This window comes from Anabaena cylindrica UHCC 0172, assembly GCF_034931625.1.
Lineage (GTDB): Bacteria > Cyanobacteriota > Cyanobacteriia > Cyanobacteriales > Nostocaceae > Anabaena > Anabaena cylindrica_A.
This window is the reverse complement of record NZ_JAYGGY010000039.1, coordinates 1-15,843: the sequence shown is the minus strand read 5'-3', so window position 1 is coordinate 15,843 and position 15,843 is coordinate 1. Positions and strand designations below refer to the sequence as shown.

The 15,843-nt window shown below is 37.7% G+C and carries 13 protein-coding genes and 1 pseudogene; 10 read left to right on the top strand and 4 right to left on the bottom strand.

Going from position 1 to position 15,843, the window contains the following annotated elements; translation table 11 throughout:
* Positions 1 to 52: 52 nt before the first annotated feature.
* Positions 53 to 985 (bottom strand): sugar ABC transporter permease, encoded by a 933-nt coding sequence (locus VB713_RS11400; RefSeq protein WP_323311669.1) that lies wholly within the window; start codon positions 983 to 985, stop codon positions 53 to 55.
* Positions 986 to 1,762: 777 nt separating this feature from the next.
* Here VB713_RS11400 and VB713_RS11395 point away from each other — a divergent pair.
* The 3 genes from VB713_RS11395 to VB713_RS11385 all read left to right on the top strand — a co-directional run bounded on the left by VB713_RS11395 (position 1,763) and on the right by VB713_RS11385 (position 5,529).
* Positions 1,763 to 2,797, top strand: coding sequence for a hypothetical protein (locus VB713_RS11395; protein WP_323311668.1), 1,035 nt, complete (start codon positions 1,763 to 1,765; stop codon positions 2,795 to 2,797).
* Positions 2,798 to 2,836: 39 nt separating this feature from the next.
* Positions 2,837 to 3,565, top strand: a complete 729-nt coding sequence (locus VB713_RS11390; protein ID WP_323311667.1) for a hypothetical protein — start codon at positions 2,837 to 2,839, stop codon at positions 3,563 to 3,565.
* A gap of 377 nt (positions 3,566 to 3,942) precedes the next feature.
* On the top strand, positions 3,943 to 5,529 hold the full coding sequence (locus tag VB713_RS11385) for a diguanylate cyclase domain-containing protein (RefSeq protein WP_323311666.1): 1,587 nt from the start codon (positions 3,943 to 3,945) through the stop codon (positions 5,527 to 5,529).
* A gap of 613 nt (positions 5,530 to 6,142) precedes the next feature.
* Here the strand turns inward: VB713_RS11385 and VB713_RS11380 are convergent.
* Positions 6,143 to 6,262 (bottom strand): annotated as a pseudogene (locus tag VB713_RS11380) (transposase); the annotation flags it as partial.
* Positions 6,263 to 6,365: 103 nt separating this feature from the next.
* A complete protein-coding gene (locus VB713_RS11375; RefSeq protein ID WP_323311665.1) occupies positions 6,366 to 7,310 on the bottom strand; it encodes a hypothetical protein in 945 nt (314 codons plus the stop codon).
* 378 nt (positions 7,311 to 7,688) lie between these two features.
* On the opposite strand from VB713_RS11375, the gene VB713_RS11370 reads away from it, so the two are divergent.
* The 3 genes from VB713_RS11370 (at position 7,689) to VB713_RS11360 (ending at position 10,432) form a co-directional block, all read left to right on the top strand.
* The gene (locus tag VB713_RS11370) at positions 7,689 to 8,678 is read left to right on the top strand and encodes a hypothetical protein (RefSeq protein ID WP_323311664.1); all 990 of its coding nucleotides are present in this window, start codon (positions 7,689 to 7,691) and stop codon (positions 8,676 to 8,678) included.
* Positions 8,679 to 8,804: 126 nt separating this feature from the next.
* A complete protein-coding gene (locus VB713_RS11365) occupies positions 8,805 to 9,998 on the top strand; it encodes a Coenzyme F420 hydrogenase/dehydrogenase, beta subunit C-terminal domain (protein WP_323311663.1) in 1,194 nt (397 codons plus the stop codon).
* 56 nt (positions 9,999 to 10,054) lie between these two features.
* Positions 10,055 to 10,432: a GxxExxY protein gene (locus VB713_RS11360; protein WP_323311662.1), complete on the top strand. Its 378-nt coding sequence runs from the start codon at positions 10,055 to 10,057 to the stop codon at positions 10,430 to 10,432.
* A gap of 24 nt (positions 10,433 to 10,456) precedes the next feature.
* Here the strand turns inward: VB713_RS11360 and VB713_RS11355 are convergent, their stop codons facing one another.
* Positions 10,457 to 11,701, bottom strand: a complete 1,245-nt coding sequence (locus VB713_RS11355) for a methionine gamma-lyase family protein (protein WP_323311661.1) — start codon at positions 11,699 to 11,701, stop codon at positions 10,457 to 10,459.
* 110 nt (positions 11,702 to 11,811) lie between these two features.
* Between VB713_RS11355 and VB713_RS11350 the strand changes: the two genes are divergently transcribed.
* From VB713_RS11350 to VB713_RS11335, 4 genes are all read left to right on the top strand, one after another.
* Positions 11,812 to 12,627: an acyl-CoA desaturase gene (locus VB713_RS11350; protein ID WP_323311660.1), complete on the top strand. Its 816-nt coding sequence runs from the start codon at positions 11,812 to 11,814 to the stop codon at positions 12,625 to 12,627.
* Between the two features lie 258 nt (positions 12,628 to 12,885).
* The gene (locus VB713_RS11345; RefSeq protein WP_323311659.1) at positions 12,886 to 13,941 is read left to right on the top strand and encodes a fatty acid desaturase; all 1,056 of its coding nucleotides are present in this window, start codon (positions 12,886 to 12,888) and stop codon (positions 13,939 to 13,941) included.
* Positions 13,942 to 14,274: 333 nt separating this feature from the next.
* Positions 14,275 to 15,351 (top strand): fatty acid desaturase, encoded by a 1,077-nt coding sequence (locus VB713_RS11340; RefSeq protein ID WP_323311658.1) that lies wholly within the window; start codon positions 14,275 to 14,277, stop codon positions 15,349 to 15,351.
* Positions 15,352 to 15,439: 88 nt separating this feature from the next.
* The gene (locus VB713_RS11335; protein WP_323311657.1) at positions 15,440 to 15,700 is read left to right on the top strand and encodes a hypothetical protein; all 261 of its coding nucleotides are present in this window, start codon (positions 15,440 to 15,442) and stop codon (positions 15,698 to 15,700) included.
* The last annotated feature ends 143 nt before the right edge of the window (positions 15,701 to 15,843 follow it).

The window sequence follows — 15,843 nt, the reverse complement described above, 5'->3', positions numbered from 1 at the left end:
AACCGATAGCGTAGCGTCGCCTGACTTCTGAATTCCGCTATATTATCTCAGATTACATACCTAAATTATTACTATCTTCCTGATTCACAACCAAACGCAAAACTGATAAACCCAAAATTATTAAAAATAATACCAAACCAATTGTACAAGCATAGCTAATTTCTAAATTACTAAATGCTTGCTCATACAAATAGTAAACAATGGTTTTGGAGCTATTGAGAGGACCACCTCCAGTCATTATGTAAACTTCTTCAAATACTTTAGTAGCTGAAATAGCCGAGATTACCCCTACTAAAGCTAAATAAGGCTGCATTAAAGGAATAGTGATATCCCAATGTTTACGAATACTATCTGAACCATCAATTGCTGCTGCTTCATAGATATCAACAGGAATAGATTGCAGTCCCGCTAAATAAATTACCATATAGTAACCTAAACCCTTCCATATAGTCACAGCCATAACACTGGCAAGAGAAATTGGTACAATCCCTAATATTTTAACTGGGCTAGTTAGCCAAGGAATTCCTTCAGGAAATATACCAAAAGTTTTGATAAATTGATTGAGTAAACCGTTTTCAGCATATAACCATTTCCAAGCTATCCCCGCAACTACCATTGAAATTACCACAGGAGTGTAATATGCAGTTCTGAACCAATTCATTCCCCGCAATTTTTGATTTACCAAAATTGCCAAAATTAAGGGAGCAATTACCAAAATTGGCACAACACCAACAAGATAAAGAAAGGTGTTTTCTAAAGTTTTCCAAAAAACAACATCTTTCCATAAACGGAGAAAGTTGTCAAAACCTACTAATTTAGGCGCTTCCCCAATATCCTGATAATTGGTAAAGCTGAGGTAAAAGGCCTGCATGGCTGGCCAAAAAACAGTTAACCCTAAGATGATTAAAGCTGGCAGTAAAAATAAATAAGGCGTTAATTTTTGTTGAATAAAAATCCAATTTTTGGTTATGAATTGATTAATCATGCTTATGTTTAATCCTTCAGCAATGTAGGCTCTACATTATATAAAAATATATATTACCTTAATTGCGGTTAATTTAGTTATCACCAAGATTTACTCACAACTAACACAGAATACACAGAGGAACGAGAGTTTTTTGTGTTAGTCCGAATAGTCCTAATAATCCTAATAATTAATTTATATATCTTTGCAAACATCTGAATAATACAGCGTGCTGTAAGTCATAAACCGCTCCGTTCTCTTATGGGTTTAAAAAGTATTAAGTATTAATACGTAAGGTCAACATTAAACTTTACCAACTTTAAAATCTAAACTTTTTGACTTCGTCCGCAATTTCCACAATTACTGAATTATGTCAGGCAGAAAGATTACATTTACCATCAATAATTATAACTAATACTTAGTCATCCAAGTTGTATTAATAATATATAATCTTTAGACATTAAAGTAAGGACTTGAATGGTCAATTTTTTGTTCCCCTCCACTCGGAAAATGCTGCTTGTTGGCAATTTTCTCTGGAGTTTTTTTTGTTAAAGTCTAGTCTAGATAAGACTTATATGGGTTTTCATGGCGAAATATAATTCGCTCATACCATGCAACCAGACAGCAAATAAATTAATTAGCGCGATATCTAGTTTTTTGTATCTTTAAGGTTATATTGATTTTATAAAATGTTACTTTTAAGACTTAAATTTTCAAGGTAACAAGCCTGGTATAATTTTATCAGTACATAATAACACTGTGAGGAGCAAAACTTTGACGAACGCAAAATTTTCGACTATGATAGCCCTCAATTGGGTGCGGTTTATAGAAGCAGCCATCCTAAGTTGCCTTTTTGTCGCTACAGCTATTTCCTACAAGCCCTCATCTGCTGCTGAGAACTTACTTGTTGACAATCAAAGCAGTGAAGTAATTTCTAATCAAACTTCCCAACTATCTTCTTTACCTCATAAACCAAAGGTGACAGCCCAAGAAATCGCACTGGAACAAAAGCTAGTAGATTCTCCACAAGTTAAACCTATTGTTATTAAGCAGCAACCGAAACTCATTGCTCAAACAGATTCTTCTGGAAGTGTCGGTGATACCTTTGCTGAAAGCAATGAATTGCGCCAAAAGTTGTTAATCGAACCTATTGTTGGATCAACAGGCAAACGTCGATTAACCGCAGCACCTTCATCAAGTGCTGGTACACCTACCGCTTATGGTGCAAGTTTTGGTCAAGCATTCATTGGCGGTGGAGCATTCTTCCCTCTAGAAGACGGCAATGTTGACGGTTCTCTGTCTCTTGGTTTCGGTTTAGGAGACGCAGTCAAATCTGTGGGTTTAGAAATTGACGCTAACATTATTAGTGTGGGTGGTCAAAAACAGAATTTTGGTGACTTTGGTGATAGTGGAACTGTTGGTTTTAAACTACATAAATATTTACCAGATGGCACAGCAGTAGCAGTTGGTTGGTCAAACCCAGCTAAATGGGGAGAAGCAAACCAAGCAAAAGAAACCATCTATGGAGTAGTTACCAAATCATTTAATCTAGTAACTGTTTCTGTTGGTCTTGGTTCTGGTAGCTTTGCTTCTAAAGGTGCGCGTCAAGCTAATGAAAATGCTGTGAATGTTTTTGGTAGCGTAGGTTTAAGACTCGCACCAACAGCATCTCTAGTTAGCAGTTGGACTGGAAGTAGTCTCAATTTGGGAGCTTCTTTTGTTCCTTTGAAGAATACTCCCATAGTTGTTAACACCATTTTCACCGACGTAACTGATAATTTGAACAATGGTGTTGGCTTTAGTTTGAGTGCAGGGTATATTTTCCAGTTTTAATCATCTAAATTTTTCACGGCTGAAATTTAAGGTAAAAGCATGAGTAACCAAAAATTGACCCTCAAAGTTGGACTAGTATTGATATTATTGAGTTCTCTGGTGGTTTCCCCTCTCAGAACCAATGCTGGTCAATTTGTTGTACCAGGAACCAGTCCAGATTCATCAGGTGTGACTGGTGATAGTTTCGGTTTTGGTAATCAAGGAACACCTGGTAATGAAGGAACACAATCCGGTGATGGTGTGTCTGTTGGTAATGATGGGATAATTAATCCCTCACCAAGAATTCAAGATAAATTAAATTTAACCGCTGTTAATATCATTAACAGTTTTAACAAAAATAACCTCATTATCATTCTCATCATAGGCGGAGAAGGTGCTGAAGATGCGTCTACGAAAGTGAACACCCAATTTGTCAATTTAGGTGCTTCATCAGCGACAGTGCAAGAATTAGTAAAAAATCTATTTCGTCTCTGCTTCTCTCGCATAGCCTCTGTTCCCGGGCTTCCTGTGGGGAAATTAACTCCAGGAAAGTCAGTAGCAAGTACTAAATCTTTAAAGACCGTTTCTGTAATTGCCCAGGCAGATCCAACAAGTAATGTAGATATTAATACAGCAAATGTAGATATCAACCAGTTGAATGCTGCTATTAGTGCCTACAACCAGATTGTTCGTGAAAGTAATGTTGAGACTCTCAAGAAGCTTTCGCAAGATGAAAATTTTCAAGAAGCTGGTAGGGTACTGAGAGAACTAAGGGTTGCTCTCAAATAGGCTAACTCTAGCATATACCTTATCCAATAAGTTATTAAATGTTACCATGTCTTTCTCAAGAAAGCATGGTAATTTTCTTATTACGCTTTCTTTTGCCTTATTGCCTAGACAAAACCCCTAGCATTAAAAACAATTTTGACATTGTTATGAATAGCTGCCAATGCATTAATTATTATAAAAATAAAAGTCAGTGCAAAGTTTAGATAAAGTTGAGATTGTATTATGAGCTATTTCTAATGTAACGTGCATAATGAAGCATTACTAGTGAGCAATGATCTTATTAGCAACTTGATATCAAGTTTTTCGCCATTTATAAAGGAATATTTAGAGTAATCTAAGGAAAACTTTTTCTTGAAAATGCCAAGCTTTGTGAATAAATGTCTTACCAGATTCAAGGTGAATTCGGTTACAGTCTCAAAAATTCAACCTCAATTTTGTTAGTGAAAACAGCAGCATTAGAGTACAGAGCTAATTTACTGGTAGTTGATGATCATCCAGACAACTTGCGTACATTATCTGTAATCCTTAGCAAGGAGGGGTACAAAGTTAGAAAAGCAATCAGTGGAGAAGTTGCCTTAGATACAGTTAAAGTTGACGCACCAGATCTCATTCTGTTGGATATCAAGATGCCAAATCTTGATGGCTATACAGTTTGCTCAATGCTGAAAACAAATCATGAAACTCGTCATATTCCCATTATCTTTTTAAGCGCTCTGAATACTGCTGCTGATAAAGTAAAAGGCTTTGAAATGGGAGGTGTTGACTATATTACCAAACCTTTTCAAGCAGAAGAAGTATTAATTAGAGTTCATCATCAACTCACTATTGTTAGACAAGGACAAGAACTTTATCAACATAATCAGGTTTTAATCAAGGAAATTCAGGAGCGCAAGCGAATTGAAACCAAACTTAAATTATTACTAACAACAATTAATTTAGTCAGTCAAGCCCCCGATTTACATCATGCTCTAGAGGATGTTTTGCGTGAAGTTTGTCGAATGATTGATTGGGACTATGGTGAGGCTTGGATTACAGACTTAGATGGTACATCATTGCAACTAAGTCAAGCTCACTACAAGTGTTCTGAACAAGCTTTAAGACAGTTTCATCAAGCCAGTTCAAATTACACTTTTACCTATGGAGTAAAACTTATAGGCAGAGTTTGGGCAACACAGCAACTGGAATGGATTGAAGATGTTTTACAAGTGGGGGAAGATGTATTTTTAAGGCTTGAACTGCTAAAGGACGCAGGATTGAAAACTGCATTTGCTTTACCCATTACTATAAAGGGAGAGGTGCTGGTGGTGATGTGCTTTTTCAAGCGATCGCGCTTAGACTATAATTCAGAACTTGTAGAGTTGGTAAATGCCGTTGCTCTAGAATTGAGTGGATTTATTGCCCGCAAAAAGACTGAGGAAGCTCTTAAACAGGCAAATAAAGAATTACTCCGGTTGGCAAATTTAGATGGATTAACACAGATTGCCAATCGCAGATGTTTTGATGACTCACTCAGTCATGAGTGGCTACGACTAAAAAGGGAAAAATTACCCTTGGCACTACTGCTGAGTGATATAGATTATTTTAAGTATTATAACGATTACTATGGCCACCAGGCAGGTGATGAATGTTTACGGCAAGTAGCACAGGCAATGGTACGAAGCTGCAAGCGTCCTGCTGATTTAGTCGCTCGCTATGGTGGAGAAGAGTTTGTGATCTTACTACCTAATACTGATTTAGAAGGAGCAATTTATATCACTAAAAAAATTCAACAAGAAATAGCGAATATAGGCATCCCTCACCAATGTTCTTTAGCAAGTGAGCTAGTAACTTTGAGTATCGGTATTGTCAGTATAATTCCTACAGATGAGACTGCACAAGAAGATATGATTGCCGCAGCTGACCAAGCACTTTACAGGGCAAAAGCCCAAGGACGCAATACCTACTGTGTATATTATGGAGTTTAATTGCCGATTATTCCCAGCCATAAATGTTATTTTGCTATTTTAGGCTGCCGTACTCAACAAAAATCATTCTATCGGAAGGCAAGGTTTGTTAGTTATCTTCAATACATCAAATGATGGATTTTTGTAATTTTTCCTGGTAGCTCAAAATTCTTTTGAATTAAGGAATTAGGACTTTATACCGAACCCTCTATACCAAAAATAGAGCATCAATATAGATGCACTGGCAAAGCCGCTTGGGGAAATACCTCAAGCGGTTTTCTAGCAAGTCTTTTGGCTTGTTGATTGTAGCCAATAATTCAAAATCGCCAAGTCTTGATACTTTTTAGGCAAATATTTAGTCAGGTGCGTCAGACTCCAAAATTCGGTAAAAATTGGCAGATTTTCGGCATCTGACGCACCCTTGTATATTAAAAGAAGTAGTAGACCGTCGCAGCTTTAGTCGTAAAAAAAGACCCCCGGTTATAGACCGAGGGATTCTGCAAGTCGGAATTATCGCACAAAGACATTCGCGAATCTAGGATAACAATACAACAAATAGAAAATCTGCCAAAATGCCAAAAACAAAAAGCTTTAGTATGTAAGTAATCAATAAATCAAGGCTCTTGCGTCTCTTTTATGAAAAATTAATACTAAAGTGCCAGTTTAATAAACTACGTAATCTAAACTTTCTAAAGTTACGAAATCCATATCCAAGTCCTTTGATTCATTTGAGTTTATTATTAATTTCTTTCACATTTTTACATTTCCAACTAAATTATCTCTTTACAAAATAAGATCAGGAATATTTCGTCTAATTGGGATATTATTTACAGATTGGCCGATGAAAATTTTGCCTGTTATTTTGATTTACCTTTTTTACGAAATCCTAGATAATGCGGTAAATTTCTAACAAAAGGATTATCTTTCATATTGACAGGTTGTGGTATAATCAATGCCTCAGTACGAGGATTAATAATTAATGTAGAACTACCGCCATCAATCGTAATAATATCGCCTTTTATCCCTAAACTGCGGAGTAATTCTGCTGCTTCATCTAAGGTAGCTTGATTGACAGTTAATATTAAAATTAATTCATTTCCAGGAACACCATCGTTGTTTAAAGTACCAATAACATGATATTTATTTGCTGGATTTTTACCTAAAACTTTAGCAGGATGGTCATTGTATTTATAAGTTACAATCGCATTTTTGACGTTTTGTTGATTCAGGGGATACCCTGATTTTGGCTCATAGTCGGTAATGTAAGCATTTTTGTTATTCCAAACCAATGCTTTCAGTTTTATATTTTTGTAGTAATCATTTGCTGCTTTCATGAAAGGCCCATATGGGCTACTTCCTGCTGTAATCACTTGACCATTCAGCTTAACTGGAAACGCTAGTTGTGTACTTGATTTATATTCTTCAAAGAAAGCACAATTGATTAAAGAAAATACTTGTTCACCATGCAGTAAATTATATTCCTGCCATACATTTGAAAATAGTTTATTTTGGAAATAAGGACTGTAGTTATCAGCATTATTTTGATAATACTTACCTTGTTGAATTCCCATATCATCTATTTCACCGATAATTTGATCTATCTGGATTTTTCGCAAATCTATTATTTGGAGATAGGCTTGATTGCCATTAGACAGGGAAGTTTTGTATAATCCTGCTCCTTCAATAACGTCAAGGGGATGATATGTATTCGGTGGCGTAAAGGCTTCAGCTTTATGAATAATTATGTTAATGTTAACACTTAAAAATAATATAGATATCAATAAGATTTTCTTGATCATCATATAGGAATCCTAGTTTTGACTAGTAAGTTAGATTATACAAATATAGTATATCAAGGTTGATCCATATTTTGTTCACGCCATGATCTAGAATCATCAGATGTAGGAGGGTTTTGCTCTACCAGACGGTAAATATTTTCTGAAATTGGTTGAGCAGTTTCAGGGTGGCAATTTTCAGGAAAATGCTTCGGCTATTCCATTTTGTTTCTGTTATTTTAATATATTTAGATATGGGAATTATGTTGATATATTTTATTTTAGAGTATTCTAAGCTGGCTTCGCTTTTTTTGTCTCACGCAGAGTCACAGAGAGAAATCAAGAATGTGGTATAAATATCAAGTTTAAAGTGATACTATATGTATAATTTAATCTTTAGAAGTCATGACCAAGCCAAAAGCGAACAAACTTACTTGGCCAGTATGGTTTCCATACCCTAGTTCTTGGTTAAAATCCTTTATTATCGCCTTCTTTTTAAGGATTATTATCAGAATAATTTCATTTAGTGGAAATATAGGCTATAAACTAGCTTATTTTGCCAATAGCCCAGAATTATTTATGATAGTTACAATATTGGTAATTATTTTGCCAATTTTTATAATTACTTTTGCTCACCATATATTGCATATATATATCAAAAAATTCTTTCCTAAAATCCAATCTCCAGAAATGCAAAATGTGCAAGGATTTACGCCAGGAATAGTTAGTATTTGGGAAGGTTTATATGGTTGGCTAGTTATTTGCTTGTCGTCATCAATAGCATTTTTAATTACAATATTGATAATTCTTCCTATATTCAATATAAGTTTTTATGAAACCACTAGATTTAATAGTGATTATGAAGAAATTATCCTGAGTATATTCGGATTTATTTGGACAACAACTGGAGCAGTAATTTACCAAATTGATTTTTTGTTTAAGAGATATTTGTTGTCAATTTCACTCAGAGATTCTGCCCAAACAAATACATTGCAATCACATACATTGCAATCACAAAATATTATTGACAATAAAAATTCTCAGGTTAATGATATGGATTTGGAGATGAATAGACTACGAGGAAATGTCGGTTTAACTCACATAAAAAGCACAAAAAAATCGCCTACAAATTTTCCAGATTCTATAATTTCAGAACCAAAAAATAATTTTCAACAAGCCATGAATACAGCCAAAAATGCAGCACAACTAACTAGAGCAGCAAAAACTAAAGCAGAGTGGTATCAAGTTGGTATAGAGTGGGAAAAAACCATAGAAATGTTGAAAACAGTAACCAATACTGACCCTAATTATGAAGCAGCACAATACAAAATAGCGGATTATCAGAAATATATAAATTACGCAAAAAAAGCAGTTAACAGTCAAAATATTAACTAAATTACCTTACTCCGCGCTCTTCTCTGCGCCTTTGCGTCTCTGCGCGAAACAAAACTCTTATCCAATTTCACAACCCCTAACGGTAAGGTAATAAAAGCCATATTTTAGTAAAAATAATAAAAAAGTATGACATCCCTAGAATCCCACAAAAAAGCCAAAGCCCTCAAACCCGGAAGCGTGCGCCCCGCCAAAGAACTCTGTAGCGAATGCGGACTATGCGACACCTACTATATCCACTACGTCAAAGAAGCTTGCGCCTTCATTACCCAAAGAATAGACGAACTAGAAACCACTACCCATAACCGCCCCCGCAACCTAGAAGACGAAAACGAACTATATTTTGGAGTTCATCAAGAAATGATGTCCGCCAGGAAACAAGAACCCATAGAAGGCGCACAATGGACAGGAATAGTTAGCAGTATCGCCATAGAAATGCTGAATCGTGGCTTAGTAGAAGGCGTAGTCTGTGTGCAGAACACCAAAGAAGACCGCTTTCAACCCATGCCTATCATCGCCCGCACACCCGAAGAAATACTGGCAGCAAAAGTAAATAAACCAACCCTATCACCTAACCTATCCGTATTAGAACAAATAGAACAATCAGGAATGAAACGGTTATTAGTCATCGGTGTAGGTTGTCAAATCCAAGCATTACGTGCTGTAGAGAAAAAACTCGGACTAGAAAAACTCTATGTACTCGGTACACCATGCGTAGATAACGTTACCCGCGCTGGACTGCAAAAATTTCTAGAAACCACCAGCCGTTCGCCGGAAACAGTAGTTAGTTACGAATTCATGCAAGACTTCCGAGTCCACTTCAAACACGAAGATGGTTCAGAAGAAACAGTCCCTTTCTTCGGCTTAAAAACCAACGTCCTCAAAGATATATTTGCCCCTTCCTGTATGAGTTGCTTCGATTACGTCAACTCCCTCGCTGATATCGTCGTCGGATATATGGGCGCACCCTACAAATGGCAATGGATAGTAGTCAGAAATGATACTGGGAAAGAAATGTTGGAATTGGTGAAAGACCAAATTGATACCCAGCCAGTTATGTCTAAGGGAGATAGAAAACCCGCCGTGCAGCAAAGTATACCAGCTTACGACCAAGCTGTTACCTTACCCATGTGGGCGGCGAAATTAATGGGAGTCGTGATTGATAAAATTGGCCCCAAAGGATTGGAATACGCGAGATTTTCTATAGATTCCCACTTTGCGAGAAATTATTTATATGTGAAGCGGAATCATGGGAAGAAGTTAGAAGATCATGTACCGGAGTTTGCAAAGCGGATTGTGGGGCAGTATAAGTTACCGGAGTAAGATTTCGCGCAAAGGCGCAAAGGAGCTAAGACGCAAAGGTAAGAAGGAGGTTTATTATGACTGAGAATGAAATTGCGACCCAGATTGTTGATGCTGCTTACAAGATTCACACTAGGTTGGGACATGGGTTGTTTGAATCTGTTTATGAGACTATTTTGGCTTATGAGTTGGAGAGTAGAGGTTTACAGGTAGTAAGACAACAACCAATACCTGTAGTTTATGAGGGTGTTCATTTAGAGGAAGGGTTTCGGGCAGATATGATAGTTGAGAATAAGGTCATTATTGAACTCAAATCCTTAGAATCCCTCCACCCTGTACACAAAAAACAATTAATTACCTATCTGACTCTTGCCAATAAACGCCTTGGTTTACTCATCAACTTTGGTGAAGTCCTCATTAAAAACGGTATCACAAGGATAGCCAACAAACTTTAAACTCCTTCTTAGCGCCTTTGCTCCTTAGCGACTTTGCGCGAAACCTTCCCCCACCGCCTCAATAGCAGCTTGAAGTGCGATCGCAACATGAGTCCAATGAGTCCCCCCCTGGCAATACACAATATAAGGCTCACGCAAAGGACCATCCGCCGATAACTCCAACGTACTCCCCTCAATAAATGTTCCCCCAGCCATAACTACCTGGCTCTCATACCCCGGCATATCATCAGGAACAGGGTCTAAGTAGGAACCTATGGGTGAAGACTGTTGGATGGCTTTACAGAAGGCAATCAGCTTTTTGGCAGAACCAAGTTTAATTGCTTGAATCACATCTCCTCGTGGTGCTAGGGGTGCGGGGTTAACGGGATAACCAAGTTTGTCAAATACGTACCCAGTCAGGTAAGTTCCTTTCATGGCTTCCCCTACCATCTGCGGCGCTAAAAATAATCCTTGGAATAAGAGGCGATTTTGGTCAAAGGTAGCACCCCCTGCACTACCAATACCAGGAGCAGTTAAGCGGCAAGCCGCAGCTTCTACTAAGTCAGCTTTACCTGCTATATACCCACCAGCACTAACGATGGTTCCACCAGGATTTTTAATTAATGATCCTGCCATTAAGTCAGCACCTACGGCTGTCGGTTCTTGATTTTCAATAAATTCGCCGTAACAGTTGTCTACAAAACAAATGGTGTGAGGATTTTGCTGTTTGACTATGTGGACGATTTTGGCAATATCCGCAATTGACAAACTAGGCCGCCAAGAATAACCGCACGATCGCTGGATTAAAACCAACTTAGTCTGATCAGTGATGCTAGTGCCTAAGGTCTGCCAATCTATTGTTCCTTGAGAATTTAGCTCCAATTGTCGATAATTTATGCCAAAATCAATTAGGGAACCTTGGCCTTGTCCTCGCAGCCCAATCACTTCTTCAAGCGTATCGTAGGGAGAACCAACAACTGCTAACATTTCATCTCCAGGACGGAGTACACCAAACAGCGCACAGGCGATCGCATGAGTTCCCGAAACAAACTGCACTCGCACCACCGCAGCTTCGGCACCCATCACCTCGGCAAATACTTTATCTAAAGTTTCTCGCCCCAAATCATCGTGTCCATAACCACTTACACCTGCAAAATGGTGTGCGCCTACACGGTGATTACGAAAACTATCTAGTACTCGTTTAAGATTATGCTTGACCTGAGCGTCAATACCAGAAAAAATCTCTAATAGTGCCTGTTCTGCTTGCCGCAGCTTTTCTAAGCTGTTCATTGTTTCCTCATTCAAAAAAATATAGATATGCGGATTTATGGCGCGTAGCGCCTAGCTACTCGAACGGATCGTGCAGACGGGGCTAAACAATTTTCTATTCAGGATATTGCATGACAATTGCTACTTCTAAACCTCAAATTAACTGGGTTAACACCCTATTTTTCGTTGGACTCCACGTCGGCGCTCTGTTCGCTTTGGTTCCTAGTAACTTTAGCTGGAACGCCGTTGGTGTTGCATTATTTCTCTACTGGGTGACTGGTGGTTTAGGCATTACCCTCGGATATCACCGTCTTGTTACCCACCGTAGTTTTCAAACACCCAAATGGTTAGAATATGTCCTAGTTATTTTTGGGACACTTTCCTGTGAGGGCGGACCGATTGAGTGGGTAGGTACACACCGTATCCATCACTTGCACTCGGATACAGAAAAAGATCCCCATGATTCAAATAAAGGTTTCTGGTGGAGCCACATGGGCTGGATGATTCATTTCGCTCCGGCTCACGATGAAGTTCCCCGTTTCACTAAAGACATCATCGATGACCCAGTCTATCAGTTTTTACAGAAAAATTTCATTTTCTTACAAATTGCTTTGGGTTTAGCATTATTTTTCTTAGGTGGTTGGTCTTTTGTTGTTTGGGGCATTTTCTTTCGTATTGTTTGGGTTTATCACTGTACCTGGTTGGTTAACAGTGCTACCCATCAATTTGGCTATCGCAGTCATGAATCTGGTGATAGATCCACTAACTGCTGGTGGGTAGCCCTACTAGTATTTGGGGAAGGCTGGCACAATAACCACCACGCCTTTCAATACTCAGCCCGTCATGGCTTAGAATGGTGGGAAATTGATATGACTTGGATGACAATTCAATTACTGCAATTATTTGGCCTAGCTACAAATGTGAAGCTGGCTGATCGCAAGCAGTAAATCATAGGTAATATTCACATAGTCAATAGTCATATAGTCAATTATTTGTTGACTTGCGATTATTGGCTTTTGAATTGTGAGTATTGATATTTTCCACCAAAACTTTTTTTGCAAATTCGGAAAATTTAGCAAATTTTTTTTACAAGTGCGTTAGTGTAACTTAGCTTGCTATAATCCGAAGAATTAATGTTACAAAACTTTGCGACTAGTTACTTTTTAGTGGCTTTGTAGGGAATTTTTGTTCTTTTTCAGGTATTCATGACTACAACAATTAACAGCCAGATAAATAAGGTTTCTACAGACCTTGGTAATTCCGACCTGAAGCTTAAAGATATTATCAAAAGTCTGCCAAAAGAATGTTTTCAGAAAAATAGTCGCAAGGCTTGGACACAAGTAGTACTTAGTCTCTTGATGGCTGGCTTAGGCTACTTCTTCCTGGCGATTTCTCCTTGGTTTCTGTTGCCTTTAGCTTGGATTTTTACAGGAACTGCTTTAACAGGTTTTTTTGTCATCGGACATGACTGTGGTCATCGTTCTTTTTCCAACCGTCGTTGGGTAAATGATTTAGTCGGGCATTTCTTCATGATGTTCTTAATTTACCCATTCCATAGTTGGCGTATTAAACATAATTATCACCATAAACATACAAACAAGCTAGATGAAGATAACGCTTGGCATCCCATTAGACCAGAAGTTTTTGAAAGTTGGGATAAAACCAGACAGTCAGCTTTTGTATTGTTCATGCAGAAACGCCTGTGGTGGGTAGGTTCTATTGGACATTGGGCTGTTGTGCATTTTGACGCAAGAAAATTCCAACCAAAAGAACAATCTAGCGTCAAGCTTTCTGTAGCTGTTGTTGTCATATTTGCAGCTATCGTTTTCCCCACACTCATTGCTACAACTGGTATTTGGGGATTTATCAAATTCTGGTTTATACCCTGGATTGTTTACCATTTCTGGATGAGTACCTTCACAATTGTTCACCATACAACCGCAGATGTACCTTTTGAAACGGCAGATAAGTGGAATGAAGCTTTAGCACAACTATTTGGGACAATTCACTGCGATTATCCTCGTTGGGTAGAAATTCTTTGCCACGATATCAACGTTCATGTTCCTCATCATATTTCTACTGCCATTCCTTCTTATAATTTGCGGTTAGCTTACAGCAGCATTAAAGAAAATTGGAGCAGTTATCTACATGATGAGTGTAAGTTTTCTTGGTCTTTAATGAAACAAATTACAGACGAATGTCAACTCTACACAACTGATGTGGGCTATAAGACTTTCTCAGAACATTACGCAGGGCAATAAATTAATAATTCAGGATGATTGTTAAGAATTTAACTTTTATCCTCTTGAATTTATTTATGGCAATTTTCCACGCAGAAATATTCTGAAGGAAATTGCCAGCTTCTATACTAAACACGGTTTAAAAATGGACTTTTGCAAGATCACGAAAAATCCAGATGTGTAAGGTTTTATCAGTGCTAAACCCCTACCTATAGAATCAAATAATTAAGCCGTGTTGAGTATATCTGCTGTTAAGTTGGTGAATTCTGAAAATTTTCCCCAATTTTGCATAAATTAAGGTAATATTAATTACCATCAAAACAAATTCAGCTTTACATAAAATCACCAAATCCAGTGCAACTAGATACAATCAATTTACAACAGTCAATTAGCTCTGAATCATCTGAAGAAACAACTAAGTTACCGTTTACCCTTCAGGACTTAAAAGCTGCTATTCCTGCTGAATGTTTTCAGCCTAGTGTGATCAAATCACTTTATTATTTTTTCCGTGACATCTTAATTATCGGTCTGCTTTATGCAGTTGCTAATTATCTGGATTCTTGGTATTTTTGGCCAATTTTCTGGGTCATGCAAGGAACAATGTTTTGGGCTTTATTTGTAGTCGGTCATGACTGTGGACACCAATCTTTTTCTAAGCATAAATGGCTAAATGATTTGGTTGGTCATCTCTCCCACACTCCCATTCTAGTTCCTTATCACGGCTGGCGGATTAGTCACAGAACTCACCACAAAAATACGGGCAGCTTGGAGAATGATGAAAGCTGGTATCCTGTATCTGAATCAGAATACGACGAGATGCCTTTATTACAAAGAATAGGGCGTTTTTATGTGTTCTTATTAGCTTATCCAGTGTATTTGTTTAAGCGTTCTCCAGGTAAGGAAGGCTCTCACTTTTCACCTAGTAGCCCGCTTTTCAAGCCTTCGGAAAAATGGGATATTATCACTAGCACAACTCTCTGGATTGGCTTTGTCGCTTTGTTAGGTTTCCTCACCTACCAATGGGGTTGGATGTGGTTATTAAAATACTACGCTGCTCCATATATTGTGTTTATCATTTGGCTGGATTTGGTGACATTTTTACATCATACTGAGCCAGGAATTCCCTGGTATCGTGGGGAAGAATGGACTTTCTTGAAAGGTGCGATTTCTAGTATTGATAGAGATTACGGTTTTGTTAATCATATCCATCACGATATCGGTACTCATGTAGCTCACCACATTTTCTTGAATATGCCTCATTACAATTTGTTGAAGGCAACTAAGGCGATTAAACCGATTATGGGTGAGTACTTTTTCGAGTCTAAAGAGCCAGTTTGGAAGTCTTTATGGCGTTCTGCTATCAGTTGTCATTTTGTTCCAGATACGGGAAATAAGGTTTATTACACTTCTAAGAGTCAGAATGTGAAGTAATCTGTAGATTATTAAAAAAAATGAAGTCCGCGTCGGCGGGCTTTTTTTGTTTCATATAGTCTAGTATTACAAAATAGGTGAAATTACGATGGAAATTAAACAAATGCCAGAACCAGAAATAGAGAACTTAGAAGTTACTGTAGAGGAATATTTAGAAGGAATGGCAGCAGGTATAGATGTTTTAGAATTAAAGAGGCTGAAAATATCAGGAATACCCGAAAGTTTAGCGTTGGAGGTAATGAAAATTACACCTCGTGTCATCAATGGCACAGCAACCCCTGAAGAAATTGTGAGAGGAATTATGATTTTAACGCCTTCACTTAGAGAACAACTCACTGATATAAATTGAAGTAAAGACCTGAGTGTAAAACTTTTCGCTAATTATTTGCTGTATCTGGCAATAATGAATAACTAGCAGAGATTGAGTATGTAAAATTGCTGACGGGATGACGAAATAGTCTAAAAAGCTTATCAGATGCAGATTGTACCGAT

Bases quoted from the DNA above. Each gene is read 5' to 3' on its own strand.
- VB713_RS11400 (WP_323311669.1), bottom strand. From the start codon at position 985: ATGATTAATCAATTCATAACCAAAAATTGGATTTTTATTCAACAAAAA.
- VB713_RS11395 (WP_323311668.1), top strand. From the start codon at position 1,763: ATGATAGCCCTCAATTGGGTGCGGTTTATAGAAGCAGCCATCCTAAGT.
- VB713_RS11390 (WP_323311667.1), top strand. From the start codon at position 2,837: ATGAGTAACCAAAAATTGACCCTCAAAGTTGGACTAGTATTGATATTA.
- VB713_RS11385 (WP_323311666.1), top strand. From the start codon at position 3,943: ATGTCTTACCAGATTCAAGGTGAATTCGGTTACAGTCTCAAAAATTCA.
- VB713_RS11375 (WP_323311665.1), bottom strand. From the start codon at position 7,310: ATGATGATCAAGAAAATCTTATTGATATCTATATTATTTTTAAGTGTT.
- VB713_RS11370 (WP_323311664.1), top strand. From the start codon at position 7,689: ATGACCAAGCCAAAAGCGAACAAACTTACTTGGCCAGTATGGTTTCCA.
- VB713_RS11365 (WP_323311663.1), top strand. From the start codon at position 8,805: ATGACATCCCTAGAATCCCACAAAAAAGCCAAAGCCCTCAAACCCGGA.
- VB713_RS11360 (WP_323311662.1), top strand. From the start codon at position 10,055: ATGACTGAGAATGAAATTGCGACCCAGATTGTTGATGCTGCTTACAAG.
- VB713_RS11355 (WP_323311661.1), bottom strand. From the start codon at position 11,701: ATGAACAGCTTAGAAAAGCTGCGGCAAGCAGAACAGGCACTATTAGAG.
- VB713_RS11350 (WP_323311660.1), top strand. From the start codon at position 11,812: ATGACAATTGCTACTTCTAAACCTCAAATTAACTGGGTTAACACCCTA.
- VB713_RS11345 (WP_323311659.1), top strand. From the start codon at position 12,886: ATGACTACAACAATTAACAGCCAGATAAATAAGGTTTCTACAGACCTT.
- VB713_RS11335 (WP_323311657.1), top strand. From the start codon at position 15,440: ATGGAAATTAAACAAATGCCAGAACCAGAAATAGAGAACTTAGAAGTT.